This is a genomic window from Mycolicibacterium houstonense (assembly GCF_900078665.2).
Taxonomy (GTDB): Bacteria; Actinomycetota; Actinomycetes; order Mycobacteriales; family Mycobacteriaceae; genus Mycobacterium; species Mycobacterium houstonense.
Window position 1 is genome coordinate 2,112,821 of the sequence record NZ_LT546207.1, and the last position, 16,990, is coordinate 2,129,810.

General features: G+C 66.0%; 15 protein-coding genes. 4 read left to right on the forward strand and 11 right to left on the reverse strand.

Annotation, left to right across the window (positions count from 1 at the left end; all coding sequences use genetic code 11):
- Positions 1-3: 3 nt before the first annotated feature.
- Positions 4-570: a TetR/AcrR family transcriptional regulator gene (locus BN4332_RS10590; protein WP_084459232.1), complete on the forward strand. Its 567-nt coding sequence runs from the start codon at positions 4-6 to the stop codon at positions 568-570.
- A 3-nt stretch (positions 571-573) separates the two neighbouring features.
- Here BN4332_RS10590 and mbtM read toward each other — a convergent pair whose 3' ends face one another.
- The 9 genes from mbtM to prpD all read right to left on the reverse strand — a co-directional run bounded on the left by mbtM (position 574) and on the right by prpD (position 12,198).
- The gene (mbtM, locus tag BN4332_RS10595) at positions 574-2,139 is read right to left on the reverse strand and encodes a long-chain-fatty acid--ACP ligase MbtM (RefSeq protein WP_066898398.1); all 1,566 of its coding nucleotides are present in this window, start codon (positions 2,137-2,139) and stop codon (positions 574-576) included.
- Positions 2,136-2,399 (reverse strand): acyl carrier protein, encoded by a 264-nt coding sequence (locus BN4332_RS10600; RefSeq protein ID WP_066898399.1) that lies wholly within the window; start codon positions 2,397-2,399, stop codon positions 2,136-2,138. The genes mbtM and BN4332_RS10600 overlap by 4 nt, the downstream gene beginning before the upstream one ends.
- Positions 2,400-2,937: 538 nt before the next feature.
- Positions 2,938-3,582 carry a dihydrofolate reductase family protein gene (locus tag BN4332_RS10605; RefSeq protein WP_066898400.1) on the reverse strand — a complete coding sequence of 215 codons (645 nt, stop codon included), beginning with the start codon at positions 3,580-3,582 and terminating at the stop codon, positions 2,938-2,940.
- Between the two features lie 68 nt (positions 3,583-3,650).
- Positions 3,651-4,175: a dihydropteroate synthase gene (locus BN4332_RS10610; RefSeq protein ID WP_074133034.1), complete on the reverse strand. Its 525-nt coding sequence runs from the start codon at positions 4,173-4,175 to the stop codon at positions 3,651-3,653.
- 112 nt (positions 4,176-4,287) lie between these two features.
- Positions 4,288-5,184 carry a mycobacterial-type methylenetetrahydrofolate reductase gene (locus BN4332_RS10615; protein ID WP_066898401.1) on the reverse strand — a complete coding sequence of 299 codons (897 nt, stop codon included), beginning with the start codon at positions 5,182-5,184 and terminating at the stop codon, positions 4,288-4,290.
- A 57-nt stretch (positions 5,185-5,241) separates the two neighbouring features.
- Positions 5,242-8,631 carry a pyruvate carboxylase gene (locus tag BN4332_RS10620; RefSeq protein ID WP_066898402.1) on the reverse strand — a complete coding sequence of 1,130 codons (3,390 nt, stop codon included), beginning with the start codon at positions 8,629-8,631 and terminating at the stop codon, positions 5,242-5,244.
- A 26-nt stretch (positions 8,632-8,657) separates the two neighbouring features.
- Positions 8,658-9,782 (reverse strand): bifunctional 2-methylcitrate synthase/citrate synthase, encoded by a 1,125-nt coding sequence (locus BN4332_RS10625; RefSeq protein ID WP_066898403.1) that lies wholly within the window; start codon positions 9,780-9,782, stop codon positions 8,658-8,660.
- On the reverse strand, positions 9,779-10,696 hold the full coding sequence (gene prpB, locus BN4332_RS10630) for a methylisocitrate lyase (RefSeq protein WP_066898404.1): 918 nt from the start codon (positions 10,694-10,696) through the stop codon (positions 9,779-9,781). The genes BN4332_RS10625 and prpB overlap by 4 nt, the downstream gene beginning before the upstream one ends.
- Positions 10,693-12,198, reverse strand: a complete 1,506-nt coding sequence (gene prpD, locus BN4332_RS10635) for a 2-methylcitrate dehydratase PrpD (protein WP_066898437.1) — start codon at positions 12,196-12,198, stop codon at positions 10,693-10,695. The genes prpB and prpD overlap by 4 nt, the downstream gene beginning before the upstream one ends.
- 120 nt (positions 12,199-12,318) lie before the next feature.
- Between prpD and BN4332_RS10640 the strand changes: the two genes are divergently transcribed.
- On the forward strand, positions 12,319-13,728 hold the full coding sequence (locus BN4332_RS10640; RefSeq protein ID WP_066898405.1) for a short-chain fatty acyl-CoA regulator family protein: 1,410 nt from the start codon (positions 12,319-12,321) through the stop codon (positions 13,726-13,728).
- Here the strand turns inward: BN4332_RS10640 and BN4332_RS10645 are convergent.
- Together BN4332_RS10645 and BN4332_RS10650 are read right to left on the reverse strand one after the other, a co-directional pair.
- Positions 13,725-14,852 (reverse strand): sensor histidine kinase, encoded by a 1,128-nt coding sequence (locus BN4332_RS10645; RefSeq protein ID WP_276079721.1) that lies wholly within the window; start codon positions 14,850-14,852, stop codon positions 13,725-13,727. The genes BN4332_RS10640 and BN4332_RS10645 overlap by 4 nt on opposite strands.
- A 10-nt stretch (positions 14,853-14,862) precedes the next feature.
- Entirely contained in the window at positions 14,863-15,549 is a 687-nt protein-coding gene (locus BN4332_RS10650; protein WP_066898407.1) for a response regulator transcription factor, read from the reverse strand.
- A gap of 86 nt (positions 15,550-15,635) precedes the next feature.
- On the opposite strand from BN4332_RS10650, the gene BN4332_RS10655 reads away from it, so the two are divergent.
- Both BN4332_RS10655 and BN4332_RS10660 read left to right on the forward strand, forming a co-directional pair.
- Entirely contained in the window at positions 15,636-16,169 is a 534-nt protein-coding gene (locus BN4332_RS10655; RefSeq protein ID WP_066898408.1) for a hypothetical protein, read from the forward strand.
- A 111-nt stretch (positions 16,170-16,280) separates the two neighbouring features.
- Positions 16,281-16,988 carry a DUF2275 domain-containing protein gene (locus BN4332_RS10660; protein ID WP_074133038.1) on the forward strand — a complete coding sequence of 236 codons (708 nt, stop codon included), beginning with the start codon at positions 16,281-16,283 and terminating at the stop codon, positions 16,986-16,988.
- Positions 16,989-16,990 lie beyond the last annotated feature (2 nt).

Genomic DNA, 16,990 nt, shown 5'->3' on the forward strand with positions numbered 1-16,990 from the left:
CCCATGAGCACCGGCGAGCTCTCCGGCACCCAGGCGCGCACCCGCGCCGCGATCATCGAGGCCGCCGCCGCCGTATTGGCCGATGACCGGACCGCGACTTTGCCCGACATCGCAAAGGCGGCCGGCGTCGGCCGCACCACCGTGCACCGCTACTTTCCCGACCGGGAATGCCTGATCAACGCCACGATCGTCGACTCGGTTCAAGTCGTGACGAATGCCGTGGCCGCTGCCGCCCCCGAGGACGGCTGTGCGATCGAGGCGATGCGCCGGGTGATCAACGCGATGATCTCGGTGGGCAACCGGCTTCTGTTTCTCTTCGACGATCCCAACGTTCTCCGTGGGCTGCCGCCCGAGGCGGTACCCGACAACAGCTATCTCACGAATCTGATCGAACGCGGCCAGGCCGAAGGCGTATTCGACCCAGAATCGAGCACACAGTGGCTCGAACACGCGCTGTACGGCCTGGTGATGTGGGCCTGCCAGGACTCGAAGAACGGCCTCATGCCGCAGCACGCGGCCGCTCCCGCCGTCATCCGCACCTTCGAGCGCGGGGTCCGTTGCCGCGACTGAGCCTTACCGCGCGGCCTCCAGCCGGCGGCGGACCTCCAGTCGCCTGAGTTTCCCCGACGACGTCCGCGGCAGCGAACCCGGTGACACCAGCACCACGTCGGCGGGCGTGACACCACACACCGAAACGATGCGCCGAATCACCGCGCTGCGGGTGATGTCCTGCTCGGTACCGATGAATTCCGCGGCCACCAACAGCCGCGATTGCGCGGCACCCGATTCGGTCCCGACGGCGACGACGGCTCCCTCGCGCACCCCCTCGACCTCGCCGGCGACCTGCTCGATCTCAGTGGGGAATACATTGCGGCCGGCGATGGTGATCATCTCCTTGGAGCGCCCGCAGATCACCAGTGCCCCGTCGACCAGGTAACCGATGTCGCCGGTCGGGAACCACTGGCCGGCACAGCCCGCGTCAACCGGATCATGCCCGAGGTAGGACGTCATCATCGAGGAACCACGGATCTCGACTTCGCCGGTGGCGCCGGTCTCGTCATGCGCCGACGGGACGATGCGTACCTCCATGCCCGGTACCGGGTGCCCCAGTAGCGCAAGGCGCCGGTTGGGGTCTGCGGCATCGGGAACGTCGATCCGCAGGCCGTCTCCCGGCGCGGGTATCGTCACCGCGCACGTCGATTCGGCCATGCCGTATGCGGGAGCCATCGCCGCGGCGTCGAATCCGAATTTTCCCATGGCAGAGGCGAATCGCTCGACACCGGCACAGTCGACGGGTTCTCCCCCGTTGATCGCGATGCGCACCGCACCGAGATCGACGCCGGATACCCGGTTGGCGAATCGGCCGAGCACCGAGTAGCCGAAGTTCGGGCCCGCGGTGAAGGTGGCCGCGGAATCCGACAGCCAATCGGCCCAGCGCAGCGGCGCCGCCGAGAACGCCCCCGTCGGGGCCAGCCACAGCGGCATCCCGGACATGGTCGACGCCAGCACCATGGCCAGGCCCATGTCGTGGTAGATCGGCAACCAGGTGCAGCCGACATCGTTGCGGCTCAACGACAGTCGCTCGGTGACCGCCAGCAGGTTGTTGAGAACGGCCTCGGGCGCCAGGACGGCTGTGCGCGGCGCGCCGGTGGATCCAGCCGTACCCTGCAGGATCGCGACGTCCGCACCGTCGGGGTACCGCACGGTCGTCGACATCGGTGTGCGGGCGGCGTCGCCGATATCGCAGACCGCCAACGTGGAGTCCGCATCGCGCAACAGCTCGAGGGTGGCGCCGTAGCTGAACACCGTCGTCACACCGATTCCGGCGAACCGGGACAACGTGGCGCGCGCCCACTCCGACGGGTCGGCGCCACGTTGGGGCCGGGGCAGGATCGATACACCGGATCCGGCCAGCCATGAACCCTGAATGGCCGCAATCAATTCCACTGTCGGCTCACCGACCAGACCGACCGCGCCGGCTCGGTCCCGGTTCAACAGGTAGGCGGCGATGTGCTCGGCGATGCCGTGCACCTCAGGCCACGGTCGACGCTGCCAGGTGTCGGTGTCACGGTCGAGCACCCGCAGGTCGTACGGCGAGCCCACCATCGCCTCACGCAGGGCGCCGGCAAGCGGGTTCATGCGGCGCTCCTGCGGTCGATCACCGACTGGAGATCGCCCACCGTCTCACACAACATCAGGTCCTCCTCGCTCAGTTGGACCCCGAACTTCTCCTCGATCGATACCAGACCGACGGCGAACGAGACGGAATCCATTCCGAGGTCATCGACCAGACGCGTATTGACATCCAGTGATTGGCAAGGTAATTCGAGATCGTCACGCAGGATGCAGACCAGCCCGTCGGTCACGGCGGACGGAGTGGTTGAGTCGGTAGCCGTCATGTGATTTCTCCAGCTGGTCGACGAGACCCAGCCTTACCTTTCGTTTCGGGTACGGGTTTGGTTGAGCGGGTGAAAACAGCTGTCAGCCAGCTGCATTGATGGGAGCGCCGCGCAGGCGACAGTTGCCGGACCGGGCCACCCGAATCGCGTTTGGCGCCATCGGTTGTGGCACCAGACAGCCGGGCGTGCGCCGCACCGCAGAGTAGGCGTGCGCAACGGGTTCGGTCATGGAGTCAAATGTCCGAGCACCAGAAGTACTGCGCTGCAACATTTCATCGACAACAAAGACCCCGTCCCCCTGTCTCCGGCAGCGGCGAGGGGCTCCCACGTACGTGTGGGCGCCACGCTCAGAACCGCAGCCTCCTGCGACCAGCGTTGGGGAGCCTAACCAAAACTTTTCCGACGGTGGGTGGTCCCTTTCGGGGCTCACCGGCCGCCACGGGTCATCCCGCAATTATTACGCGCGTGTCAATAGCACGGGACAACAGGTATTTTCGCGCATGACAGCGATGTCAGCGCAACGCCGAAACGGTGAAAATCAGTCACGCCAGAACAAGTGATGCGTGACGCCGCTGGGGCTGGGCACCACATCATGGTGGAAACGGTCGTTCAACTCATCGGGCGATTCCCAGAGCCGCGACCCGCTGCCCAGCTCGATCGGGGATACCGCCACGTGCAGGGTGTCCACCAGATCGGCGTCGAGGAACTCGCGAATGGTGAACGCGCCACCACCGAGCCGCACATCCTTGCCGTCGGCGGCAGCCCTCGCCTGCTCCAGCACCGTCGCCGGATCCGCGTTCACGAAGTGGAACGTGGTGTCGGACAAACTGAACGACGGCCGCGCGTGGTGGGTCATGACGAATACCGGGGTGTGGAACGGCGGCCGATCCCCCCACCAGCCCTGCCACTCATGGTCTTCCCACGGGCCGCGGTACGGGCTGAACTTGTTGCGCCCCATGATCTCGGCCCCGATGTTGTTGGAGAAGTCCCGGGTGAGGTAGTCATCGAGGCCTCGGCTGCCGCCCGGCTCGGTGCGGTTGGGCCAACTCGCCGTGGCGCCCGCCCAGGCGAACATCTCCCCCGGGTCCGCATGGCCGAACGGGCGCTCAAAGCTCTGATTCTCGCCCGCGCCGAACCCGTCGCTGGACACGTTGAAATTCTGGACTTTGAGCAGTTGGGCCACGTGTTCTCTCCGTTCGGTCAGGGATGGTGGATGCTGTTCGGACCCGGGGCAAGGGTAAAACTCATCGGTCAGCCCCAGATCGCGTCCAACATCGCGATGGTGTCCAGCGTCTCGGTGACATCGTGCACTCGGATGACATCGACGCCGGCCGACCAGGCGGGTGCGATGACTGCCAGAGAACCGGCCAGACGCTGTTCCACGGTACGGCCGGTGACAGCACCGACGAAGGTCTTTCGACTCACGCCCAGCAGTACGGGGAAATCCTGGGCGCACAGTTCCGGAAGCCGACGCAGTAATTTCACGTTGTCCTGGGTCGACTTGCCGAACCCGATGCCAGGGTCGATCCATACCGGCCCGGCCCCACAGCCGAGGGCCGTTTTCGCGATACCGGTGACCAGGCTCGTCACTTCGCCGACGACGTCCTGGTATTCCGGGGATACACCGGCCGCAACAGGAACCGTGTGGGAGTGCATGCTCACGTATCCCACCCCGAACCGACCGGCCACCTCGTAGAGCTTGCCCGATACGTCGTTGACGATCGATGCCCCGGCCCTTACGGCCTCCTCGGCCACTTCATGGTGGCGTGTGTCCACTGAGACCGTCCCCAGACGCGCGAGGCGTTCAACACCCCCATCACCCGCATCGGGGCCGGGATGGTGCGCCTTGACGCCGTGCCGCGACGACGCTGGTCCATCTGGCGGCCGATCACAACACCGGCGCGGGTGACCAGTAAGCCAGCATCTCTGCGAACGTTTCGAATGCCGGTCTCGAAACACCGTAGGGCGCTTCGAAATGAACGCTCAACGGGAAGCCGAGGTCGACAACTCCGTCGATGACCCGCTTGTAGAGGTCAACCAGCGCTCGCCGTTTGACGGCTGGCTCACTCGCGGCCAGTTGCCGAACGAAAGCCTGTTCTTGTGCGACCTTTTCATTCCCCGCATCTTTGATCAGCCAGTCGATGAGGCCGACGTTCGCCTCCAGCTTCGGCACGAAGCCGAACGACAGCAGGACCTCCGGCCGGAGGTCGTTTTCCTTCGCGAACTGGCGGAGAAAGCCGACTACCGCATCCGAGTACAGCAGCTGAGTCATCGCGAAGGTGGCGCCCTTGTCGCATTTGAACGCGAACCGACCGCGCTCGCCGGCACGGGTCGGGATCAGGATCACCCCGCGGTTGGTGATCAGCTCGTCGAACTTGGCCAGGGCGTCGGTCGGTGCGACACCCGCGCCTTCCCCGTCGCTCATGGTGCGTGGCACGCCGACGAAGATCACGCCGTCGAACCCGGCCCCTCTCAAGCCGGTCAGCCGGTCACGCAACGCCGTTTCGTCCGAGAACGAGGTGACCTGGGTACACAGTCCACGTATCCCCGGCAGCTCCGGCTGGATGACCGACCAGTAGTCGAGCACATCCATCTTGGCCTTCATCTCGATGGGCCGGTCATCGTCCTCGGAGATCATCGCCGGGATCATGACATGGCTCAGACGTCCTGCCATGCCGCTCTCCGCAGAGAGCCGCGCCACCTTTCGCGCCTCTTCCACGGCGTACTCGACCCCGAGATCAACGTTGGGTGGCACCAACTCAAGCGCGATGGTGTTCAAGGGCACAGGATCCTCCGATTGCGGCGACAAGCCCTCCGGACGCGGTCGGCCGAAGGCTCCGCCCTATTCATCGACGACAACGAGCAGGTCGCCCCCTTCAACTTGAGCGGTCCGCGAGACGGCGACCCGGGCGACGGTGCCAGACGATGGCGCGGTGATGACAGCCTCCATCTTCATCGCCTCGATGGTGGCGATGGATTGGCCCGCTTCGACGGCATCGCCTTCGGCGACGTTCACCGTGACCACACCGGAGAAAGGCGCACCGACATGCGCGGGGTTGGTCCGATCGGCCTTTTCGGCCACCGGAACCTCGCTGGCAATACTGCGGTCCCGCACCACAATCGGGCGCAACTGTCCATTGAGGATGCACATCACCGTGCGCATTCCGCGGTCATCGGCTTCCGAAATCGCCTCCAGCCCGATGAGCAGCTCGACCCCGGGATCCAGTTTCACCCGCTGTTCTTCGCCGTGCCATAGCCCGTAGAAGAACTGGTTGGCGCTCAGTCTGGAAGTGTCCCCGTACTGGTCGCGGTGCGCTTCGAATTCGGCTGTCGGGCCAGGGAATAACAGCCGGTTCAAGGTGGCCTGACGTTTCGGACCGGGCGCGGCCAACACCGCTTCATCCTCGGCCGACAATTCCTGAACCGGCCTGGTCGCGCCTCGTCCCTCTAGCGCCTTGGTGCGCAGGGGTTCCGGCCAACCGCCCGCGGGGTCTCCGAGTCCGCCCCGCAGGAACCCGATCACGCTGTCCGGAATGTCGTACCGCGCCGGGTCCGCGGCGAATTCCTCGGCGCCGATACCGGCTCCGACGAAAGCCAACGCGAGGTCCCCGACCACCTTGCTGGACGGGGTCACCTTGACCAGCCTGCCCAGCATCCGGTCAGCGGCCGCGTAGTTCCCTTCGATGTCCTCGAACCGGTCACCCAAGCCGAGCGCAATCGCCTGCTGTCGCAGATTGCTGAGCTGCCCACCCGGAATCTCGTGGGTGTAGACCCGCCCGGTGGGGGCCGGCAGTCCCGACTCGAACGGCGCGTAGACACGTCGCAGCGCCTCCCAGTACGGCTCAAGGTCACACACCGCGTCCAGCGACAGCCCGGTGTCGAATCGGCTGTGCGCGGCAGCGGCCACGATCGAGGACAACGACGGCTGACTTGTGTTGCCCGCCAACGGGGCTGCGGCACCGTCGACGGCATCGGCCCCGGCATGCCAGGCCGCGACATAGGTGGCCAGTTGGCCGCCCGGGGTGTCGTGGGTGTGCACGTGTACCGGGAGATCGAACCGCGCCTTCAGGGCGGCCACCAGGGTGGCCGCGGCGGGTGCGCGCAGCAGCCCTGCCATGTCCTTGATAGCGAGCACATGGGCCCCGGCTTCGACGATCTGCTCGGCCAACCGCAGGTAATAGTCCAGCGTGTACAGGTTCTCGCGCGGGTCGGACAGGTCGCCGGTATACGACATGGCGACTTCCGCGATCGTTCTGCCGGTGTCGCGGACCGCATCGATGGCCGGGCGCATCGAATCCACATTGTTGAGCGCGTCGAAGATCCGGAAGATGTCGATTCCGGTCGCCGCTGCCTCATCAACGAATGCGCGGGTTACCGTCTCCGGATACGGCGTGTAGCCGACCGTGTTGCGGCCCCGCAACAACATCTGCAGGCAGATATTGGGCAGCTCTTCGCGCAGCGCCGCCAACCGCTCCCACGGGTCCTGCTTGAGGAACCTCAGGGCGACATCGTAAGTCGCGCCGCCCCAGCATTCGACCGACAGGAGCTGCGGCATCATCCGCGCTATATAGGGGGCGACGCGTATCAACCCGCTGGTGCGCACCCGGGTGGCCAGCAGCGATTGATGGGCATCGCGAAAGGTGGTGTCGGTGACGCCGACGGCCGCACTGTCGCGCAGCCAAGCGGCGAACCCTTCGGGTCCGAGCTCGGTCAGGCGCTGTTTGGACCCCGCGGGCGGAGTGACCGTCAGATCGCACATGGGGAGCTTGTCCCGCGGATAGACGGCCGACGGTCGCGGACCGTGTGGCTGATTGACCGTCACATCGGCCAGATAGTTGAGGATTTTGGTGCCGCGATCCGCACTACCACGCGCGGTGAGCAACTGGGGTCGTTGCTCGATGAACGACGTCGTCCCCCGCCCCGCGATGAAATCCGGATCGTCGAGAACCGCAGCCAGGAACGGAATGTTCGTCGCCACCCCGCGAATCCGGAATTCCGCCACGGCGCGGCGGGCCCGCGCCACCGCCGTCGGGAAGTCACGCCCGCGGCAGGTCAGCTTCACCAGCATCGAATCGAAATGCGCAGCCACCTCGGCGCCGAGATTGGTGCCTCCGTCCAGCCGTACACCGGCACCGCCGGGTGACCGATAGCCGGTGATGCGTCCGGTGTCGGGACGGAAGCCATTGGTGGGATCCTCGGTGGTGATCCGGCATTGCAAGGCGAAACCCCGCGGCGCCGTCAATTCGTCCTGGGACAGTCCCAGGTCCGTCAGCGATTCCCCGCCCGCGATCCGCAGTTGGCTCGATACCAGGTCGACATCGGTGATCTCCTCTGTCACCGTGTGCTCGACCTGAATGCGGGGGTTGCACTCGATGAAGACGTGCCGGCCACGTTCATCCAGCAGGAACTCGATCGTGCCCGCGCAGGAATACCCGATCTGGCGTGCGAAGGTGACAGCGTCGGCGCAGATCCGTTCCCGCAGAGCGGGATCCAGGTTGGGCGCCGGCGCCAGCTCGATGACTTTCTGGTGCCGCCGTTGCAGGCTGCAGTCACGCTCGAACAGGTGGATCGCGTTGCCCTGGGTGTCGGCCAGGATCTGCACCTCGATATGGCGGGGGTTGATCACCGCCTGTTCGAGGAATACCGCGGGGTCCCCGAAGGCGGATTGCGCCTCGCGACTTGCGGCTTCGATCGCCTCTCTCAGGTCGGCCAGATCGTTCACCCGGCGCATCCCTCGGCCACCGCCGCCGGCAACGGCTTTGACGAATACCGGGAAACTCATCGATTCGGCGGCCGCCAGCAGTTCGTCGACCGAACTCGACGGGGCCGACGACGCCAGCACCGGCAGTCCCGCCGTACGGGCCGCGGCGATCGCACGGGCCTTGTTCCCGGTCAACTCCAGCACATCGGCCGAGGGGCCCACGAACGTGATCCCGGCCTGTTCGCACGCCCTCGCCAAATCCGGATTCTCCGAGAGAAAGCCGTATCCGGGATAGATCGCGTCTGCCCCTGACTCCCGGGCGACCCGAAGGATCTCGTCGACCGAGAGATAGGCCCGGACCGGGTATCCCGGCACACCGATCTGGTAGGACTCGTCGGCCTTCAGCCGGTGCTGAGAGTTTCGGTCCTCGTACGGGTAGACGGCCACCGTCGAGAATCCGAGTTCATAGGCCGCACGAAACGCGCGGATGGCGATCTCACCTCGGTTGGCGACCAGAACCTTGTCGACCACTGTTTCCTTTCAGAGCTTCGGCGTGGCTACGCCAAGGCCCGCTGCGGCTGTCCGCTGTAGTCACTGAGCGGGCGGATGAGCGCGTTCGACGCGGCCTGCTCCATGATGTGTGCGGTCCATCCGGTGATCCGGCTCATCACAAAGAGCGGTGTGAAGCTGGGGATGTCGAAGCCCATGAGGTAATAGGCCGGCCCGGTCGGGAAGTCCAGGTTTGGCTTGATCTTGGTGACGGCAAACATCGCGCTCTCCAACACGTTGTAGATGTCGAGCCAGCGCTGCCCGTCCCGCGCCGCGGCGACCTGCTGCAGGGCCGCCTTCATGGTCGGCACCCGCGAATCACCGTTCTTGTACACCCGGTGGCCGAACCCCATCACCTTGTCCTTGCGGGATAGCTTGCCGTGCAACCATTCCGCGGCACGGTCGGCCGAGCCGATCTCCAGCATGTCGTGCATCACGGCCTCGTTGGCGCCGCCGTGCAGTGAGCCCTTCAGGGCACCAATGGCGGCCGTGACGGCGCTGTAGATGTCCGACTGGGTAGAGGTGACAACGCGGGCCGCGAACGTGGAGGCATTGAAGCTGTGCTCGGCGTAGAGGACCATCGACTGCTCGAAGGCATTGACGATCACGGGGTCCGGGACCTCGCCGAAGCACATGTTAAGGAAATTTTCGGCGTAGCCCATGTGGCTGTGCGGGGCAATCGGGTCCAGCCCGCGCCGCCTGCGCATGTCGGCGGCGACAATGGTGGGAAGAACCGCGAACATCCGCAGCGACTTGGTGAAGTTCGCCGACGGGCTGCTGTCGTCTTCCTCCGGGTCTTCGGCGCCCAGGTAGCTGATCGCGGTGCGCACCACATCCATCGGGTGGCAGTTGTCCGGCAGCTTGGCCAGCAGTGACTGCATCGACCGGTCGATGCGCCGAGAAGCCCGCTCCCGCTGGGTGAACAGGGCCAGTTCCTGATCCGATGGCAGTTCGCCGTGCCACAGCAGATAGGCCACCTGCTCGAAGCTGCACTGGGCGGCCAGGTCCTGGACCGGATAGCCGCGATAGGTCAGGGTGTTGGTCTCGGGCACCACCTTTGAGATGGCGGTGGTGTCGACGACCACGCCGGCCAGGCCCTTGTGGATCTTCGGCGTGTCCTCGGTAACGGTCATCGTGTCGCCCCCTGCAGCGAAAAGTTGTAGATCTCCGAGTCGAACTGGTTGTAGTCGTGGTAACGCAGCAGTTCGTACAGCCGGCTGCGGTGTTGCATCTGGCCGAGAAGACCCGATTGCGTTCCGGCCGAGGAGATCTCTAGCAGGCCGACCTCGACAGCGTGCATGGCCAGACGCAACGTGGTGACCGGGTAGATCACCATGTTGTAGCCGATCTCGGCCAGCAGGCCCGCGGTGAGCAGTTCGGACTTGCCGAACTCGGTCATATTGGCCAGCAACGGTACGTCAACCGCGTCGCGGAACTGCTCGAAATCGGCCGGGGTGTGCAGCGCCTCGGTGAAGATCAGGTCGGCACCGGCGTCGGCGTATGCCTTGGCCCGTTCAATCGCCGCGGGAATCCCCTCGATTCCCGCGGCGTCGGTGCGAGCGCAGATGACGAAGTTCGGATCCCGGCGCGCGGCGACCGCGGCCCGCAGCCGCTTGACCATCTCGGAAGTCTCGACGACAGCCTTGCCGTCGAGATGACCGCAGCGCTTGGGATTCACCTGGTCCTCGAGGTGCAGCCCCGCCAGACCGGCATCCTCCAGCAGCGTCACGGTGCGAGCCGCGCTCATCGGCTCGCCGAACCCGGTGTCGGCGTCGATGAACGTCGGAAGATCGGTCGCCGAGGCGATCTGGGCGCCCCGTCCCGCCACCTCGGTCAGCGTGGTCAACCCGATGTCTGGCAGGCCGAGGTCCGCGGAAAGGACCGCACCGGATACATAGACCCCGTCGAAGCCGATCTCGGCGACGAGCTTGGCCACCAGCGGTGAGAACGCTCCCGGGAAGCGCAGCAGCCGACCGGACTCCAAACCCCGCCGGAAGTTCCGGCGCTTCTCCGAGGCAGACGTAGCAGCGCCCAGTAACCCGCTCATCGGAATATTCCCGATGGAATCGTCGGCGCCTTGTCCAGCACCCGCTGGTCCACCCGCACATTGAGCCCACCGAGCCCACCGGACTTGGTCGCCGAGACGTTCTCGACCGCCGACAGGAAGCGCTTCTGCTCGTCGGATTCCACGACGCCATCGGCCAACTCGGCGAACTTGGCGACGTACTGTTCACGCTCGAACGGCCGGGCGCCGAGTGGATGAGCGTCGGCGACGGCGAGCTCGTCGACGATGGTCTCACCGCTCTTGAGGGTGACCACCGCCTTAGCGCCAAAAGCCTTCTCCGCCGGGTCGTTCGAGTGGTAGCGCCGCGTCCACTCCGGATCCTCGACGGTAGAGATCTTGCGCCACAGCTCGATGGTGTCGGGGCGGTGCGCCCGCTCGGGAGCATACGACCGCTCGTGGTGCCAGCTGCCGTCCTGCAGCGCGACGGCGAAGATGTACATCACCGAGTGGTCCAGCGTTTCACGGGAGGCGTCCGGGTCGAATTTCTGCGGATCGTTGGATCCGGTACCGATCACCACGTGGGTGTGATGGCTGGTGTGCAGCACGATCGTGGCGACCTGGTCCAGATCACCGATACGCTCGCGCATCCGGCGGGCCAGGTCGATCGGCGCCTGGCTCTGGTACTCCGCCGAATGTTCCTTGGTGTAGGTGTCGAGGATGGCGCGCTTGGGTTCGCCCGGCCCGGGCAGCGGAACCGTGTAGGTGCGCTGGGGACCCGACAGCAGCCAGGCGATCACACCATCCTCGCCCTCCCAAATCGGGGCAGGTGAACCCTCACCGCGCATCGCCCGGTCGACGGCTTCGATGGCTACCTTGCCGGCCCACGCCGGCGCATAGGCCTTCCAGCTGGAGATGAGGCCCTTGCGCGACTGCCGCGTCGCAGTGGTCAGGTGCAGTGCCTGGCCGATCGCGGCGTAGATGGTCTCGGGGTCCAGCCGCAGCATGGTGCCCAGGCCCGCGGCGACCGAAGGCCCGAGATGGGCGACGTGGTCGATCTTGTGTTCGTGCAGGCAGATCCCCTTGACCAGGTCGACCTGAACCTCGTAGGCGGTGGCGATGCCGCGGATCAGGTCGGCACCACCGACGCCGAGCTGCTGCGCCACGGCGACCAGTGCCGGAATGTTGTCGCCCGGGTGGGAGTATTCGGCGGCCAGGAAGGTGTCGTGGAAGTCCAGTTCCCGCACTGCCACGCCGTTGGCCCACGCTGCCCACTCGGGCGACACCGTGCCCTCGACCCCGAACACAGAAGCGCCCCGCGGCGTCTTGTGCGCGAGCGCCTGGGCCCGGGCCACCGTCACCGGGCGGCGGATCACCGACGCCGCCGACACCGCGGCGTTGTCGATGATGCGGTTGATCACCATCGCCTCGGTCTCGGGCGGCACGGCCACCGGGTCGGCTGCGATCTCGGCGATCTTCCAAGCCAGATGTTCGCTGCGCGGGAAGTCCTCGGCGCTGCGCCGGGTTTTGACGTCGTGTTCAAGCATGATCCGCACGCTACGCAGTGGTGATCACCAGGGAAACTGCCTGTAAATGTGTATTTTTGTATCCTTCGCGAACCACTTTTGCGAATGTTGTGAAATTCGATCGGAGTAATCTCGGCGGCAGTGAGCAAGACATTCGCCGGCGCCCGTCTGCGACGGCTACGCGACGAGAAAGGCCTGACACAGGTCGCCCTGGCGCGTGCGCTGGGGCTGTCGACCAGTTACGTCAATCAACTCGAGAACGATCAACGACCGATCACGGTGCCGGTTCTGCTGGCCCTGGCCGATCGCTTCGACCTCCCCTCGCAGTACTTCACTCCTGACGCCGATGCCCGGCTGGTGTCGGACCTGCGCGAGATTCTGGCGGACAGCCCGGCCACCGCGACGCAGATCGAGGAACTCGTCGCCCGCATGCCGGAGATCGGCCAGACCATGGTCAGCATGCACCGCCGGTTGCACGATGCGACGGCGGAGTTAGAGGCCGTGCACGGGCGAGCCAACCTCGATGCCCAGACCGGCGCACAACAGCCGATGCCGTTCGAGGAAGTACGCGATTTCTTCTACGACCGCCGCAATTACATCGACGCGCTCGACCGCGCCGCCGAGGATCTGTTCGTCCGCCACCGCCTGCAGATCGGCGGGCTGGACCGGCAACTGACCGACCTGCTGTCGAACGAGTTCGGCATCTCGGTGATCGTGGACGATGGAGATGTCCTGGGCGCCAGTGTGAAACGCCGGTACCAGCCCGAAGCCGGGACGCTGCACGTGGCGCGCTGGCTACTGCCCGGACAGCGGGCGTTCCAGCTCGCCACCCAGATCGCCTTGTTGCTGCATTCCACACTGATCGACTCCATCGTCGCAACCGATGACCAATTGAGCACCGAGGCAAGGGATGTCGCGCGCGTCGGCCTGGCGAACTACTTCGCCGGCGCACTGCTTCTGCCCTATCGGATGTTTCTGGCCGCAGCCGAAAGCTTGCGTTACGACATCGATCAACTCGCCCGCCGCTTCGAGATGGGCTTCGAGACCATCTGCCATCGACTGTCGACGCTACAACGCTCGGATGCCCGCGGCGTCCCCTTCATCTTCGTGCGCACCGACAGTGCCGGAAACATTTCGAAGCGCCAGTCCGCCACGGCGTTTCATTTCTCACGGGTGGGCGGCAACTGCCCGCTGTGGGTGGTGCACCAGGCGTTCTCCAGGCCGGGTGAGTTCTTGACTCAGGTCGCCCAGATGCCCGACGGTCGCAGTTATTTCTGGGTGGCCAGAACCTCGACGTCGGTGCCGAGCCGGTACCTGGGTACGCCCAAGAGTTTCGCCATCGGCCTCGGTTGCGACCTCGCCCATGCCGACAAGCTCGTCTACTCGGTGGGCATCGACCTCACCGACCCGGAGGCGACGGTGCCCATCGGAGCGGGTTGCCGGATCTGTGATCGGCCGGCGTGCCCACAACGCGCCTTCCCGTATGTGGGTAGGTCCGTGCATGTCGACCCGCAGACCAGCAGCAATCTGCCCTACTCGCCATCGACCTAGCTTTCGGCCGTCGTAATCCGAGCGGGTTGCGCTTTCGCGTGCCGGGTAGGAAGTTGGACCCTGACGTGTAACCCGCCGCCGCGACGCGGTGTCAGGGTGAGAGTCCCGTCGTGCGCATGGGCGATGCTTCGGACGATCGCCAGCCCGAGGCCGACGCCGGCATGGTCGTTGCGCACCCGTCCGGCGCCCCGCTGAAACGGCTCGACCAGCGTGGAAACCGATGGCGGGTCAAGCTTTTCGCCGGTGTTCTCGACGGTGAGCACCACAGCGTCGGAGCCGGCCTCGGTTGTCACCCACACGGAGCCGTGTTCAGGCACGTTGTGGACGATCGCGTTGTGCACCAGGTTCGTCGTCATCTGCAGCAGGAGCGCGGGCGAACCACTGGTGGGGCTGTGACCCCCGGCGGTCTCGATGCTGACACCATGCTGTGCCGCCAGGGGCAGGAGCGTTTCGGTCGCTTCCTCCGCGACGAGGGACAGGTCGACGTGTTCTGAGGTGAAGGACCGGTTGTCGGCGCGGCTGAGCACCAGCAGTGCCTCGGTGAGGTCGATCGCTCGGGTGTTGACCACGCGAAGACGGTCGATCAGTTCATCGGTGTCGCGGTCGGGATCGTTGCGGGCCACGTCGAGAACGGTCTTCGTGATCGCCAGTGGCGTGCGCAGTTCGTGGGAGGCGTTGGCGGCGAACCGCTGCTGTTCGGCGACGTGTGCTTCGAGCCGTCCGAGCATGGCGTCGAAGGCGTCGGCGAGCTCGCGGAACTCATCCTTGCGGCCGGACAGCCGGATTCGGTGGGCGAGCGAACCGTTCGCGGCCATGCGCGTGGCCGCCGTGATCCGATTCAGCGGAGCGAGCATCCAGCCGGCCAGCAGCCAGCCGCCGACGAGACCGAACACCAGCAGGAACGCCAATGCGGCGGCAGCTTTCGGCGCGAACACGTGTAGGAGCCCGGACCGGATGGGAAAGACAACGCTTTCGGACAGCGGGATGTCCGTGCTACCCGGGATGATCATCATCCGATCGGGCACGTAGCGGAGCAGGAACATCCACACGACCGCCAGCAGTAGGCCGCCGGCGAGCATGAGGAACCCGGCGTAGCTCAGCGTGAGTTTGAGGCGAACACTCAAACCAGGGGCTCTATTCACGGCCTCCTCCGGTGTGGGCTTCGGTGCCGATGCGGTATCCGACACCGGCGACGGTGGCGATGATCCACGGTTCGCCGAGCCGTTTGCGCAGGGCCGAGACCGTGATCCGCACGGCATTGGTGAACGGATCGGCGTTCTCATCCCACGCCCGCTCCAAGAGTTCCTCGGCGCTCACCACACCGCCATCGGCCGCGACGAGGACTTCGAGCACGGCGAACTGTTTTCGGGTGAGCGCGACGTAGCGGCCGTCACGAAAGACCTCGCGGCGGAACGGGTCCAGACGTAGCCCGGCGAGCTCCCGCACCGGCGGTCTGATGTGGGCACGCCTGCGGTCGAGCGCTCTGAGCCGGAGCACGAGCTCTTGGAGTTCGAAGGGCTTGGTGAGGTAGTCGTCGGCACCGAGTTCGAAACCGGAGGCCTTGTCGTCGAGCCGGTCGGCAGCGGTGAGCATCAGGATCGGCATGCCGCTCCCCCCGGCGACGATGCGTTCGGCGATCTCGTCGCCGGAGGGACCGGGGATATCACGGTCGAGGACGGCGATGTCGTAGGCGTTGATACTCAGCAGCTCCAACGCGGTGTCCCCGTCACCGGCGATATCGGCGGCAATCGCTTCCAGGCGCAGCCCATCGCGGATGGCCGTTGCCAGGTAGGGCTCGTCCTCGACGACCAACACACGCATGCTCTCAAGCTACGAGCTTCCACATATCGCCGGCATATCGGATTTCGCATACGTGCCGACAACTCCACACCGCCTTCACTGAAGGCATGACCTACAACGAATCGACACCGAACGCTTCCAGAAAACTACGACCGCTGGCCACCCTCGCCATGGCGGCCCTGATCGGTACGGGCTGTCTGACCACGGCTGCCCAAGCCGGCGCCGACCCAGGTGGGCAGGCGGCGAAGTACTCCGCCTGCATGCGGGCCAACGGCGTCACGGATTTTCCGGACCCGAACGCCGACGGCTACCTCGCCTACGGTGGCGTCTCAGTTCCAAAAGCCGTGTGGGTGAAGGCGGTCGGTGCGTGTGAGAGCCTGGCGCCACAGAGCTGGGCCGGAGGCGCCGGACGCACGCCTGAACAGCAGCACGCCGCACTCAGATTCGCCCAGTGCATGCGTGACAACGGGGTACCGGATTTCCCCGATCCCGCCACCAACGATGAACCGCTCATCGACACGTCCAAGATGCGCGGCGACGTGAGCGCCCGCGATATTCCGGAGCTGAAGGGCGCGCAGGAGGCGTGCCACGAACTATTCACCGCGGCGCTGCCCTCGTTGGGAACCGGCCGGCCGGGCTGAGAGCAGCGGTGAATGTGGAGGTAGATGCCGAGCGGAGGGCTCGGCATCCACCTCCCTCTCGGTGTTCGAGTGGATGTGCACATCGCAAGGGCGATACGGAACAATGAGACGGTGGACTGCGCGGTGGCACGGGAGGCGCTTTCGGCGCGCCTCGACGGGGAGCGTGAGCCCGTCCCGTCCGCACGCGTGGACGAGCACCTTCGTGACTGCGGAGAGTGTGCCGCCTGGTACGACCGGGCCCGGGCGCTGAACCTGCAGCTGCGCAACCTGGCCGACGGCGCCCTGATCGGCGCGGTGAGCACCCGCGAGACCCGCCCGGCACGTCCCCTGAGCGGACCCGCGCGGTGGTTGGGCCGGCACTTCTTGACCATCGCCATCGTGGCGGTCGGCCTGGCCCAGGTGGTGCTGGCGGCCGCCCAGGCCGTCGGCGTGAATTTCGGGATGGTCGCGGCACATCATGGATCGGCCAACGGGGCTCACCTGCTGAACGAGTCCACGGCATGGTCGGCGGCGCTGGGCATCGCGACGGTCGCCATGGCCTTCCGCCGCCGGATCGCGCCGGGCCTGGCCTGTGTGCTGGTGGTCTACTGCGGATTCCTGGCCTATTACGTGGTGGCGGACGCACTCGCAGGGCAGGTCACACCGCTGCGCGTCCTGAGTCATCTACCGGTCGCGCTGGCCGCCATCGTGTCGGTCTTGACCTCACGAGCGACCCGTCCCAGTGACCCGTCACCCAGGGCACGCGGTGACGACGACGAATCACCGCCTGCCGCGCCGGGCCGTCGTCACCTCCGCGCGGCGGACGACCCGGCCGCCTGAGG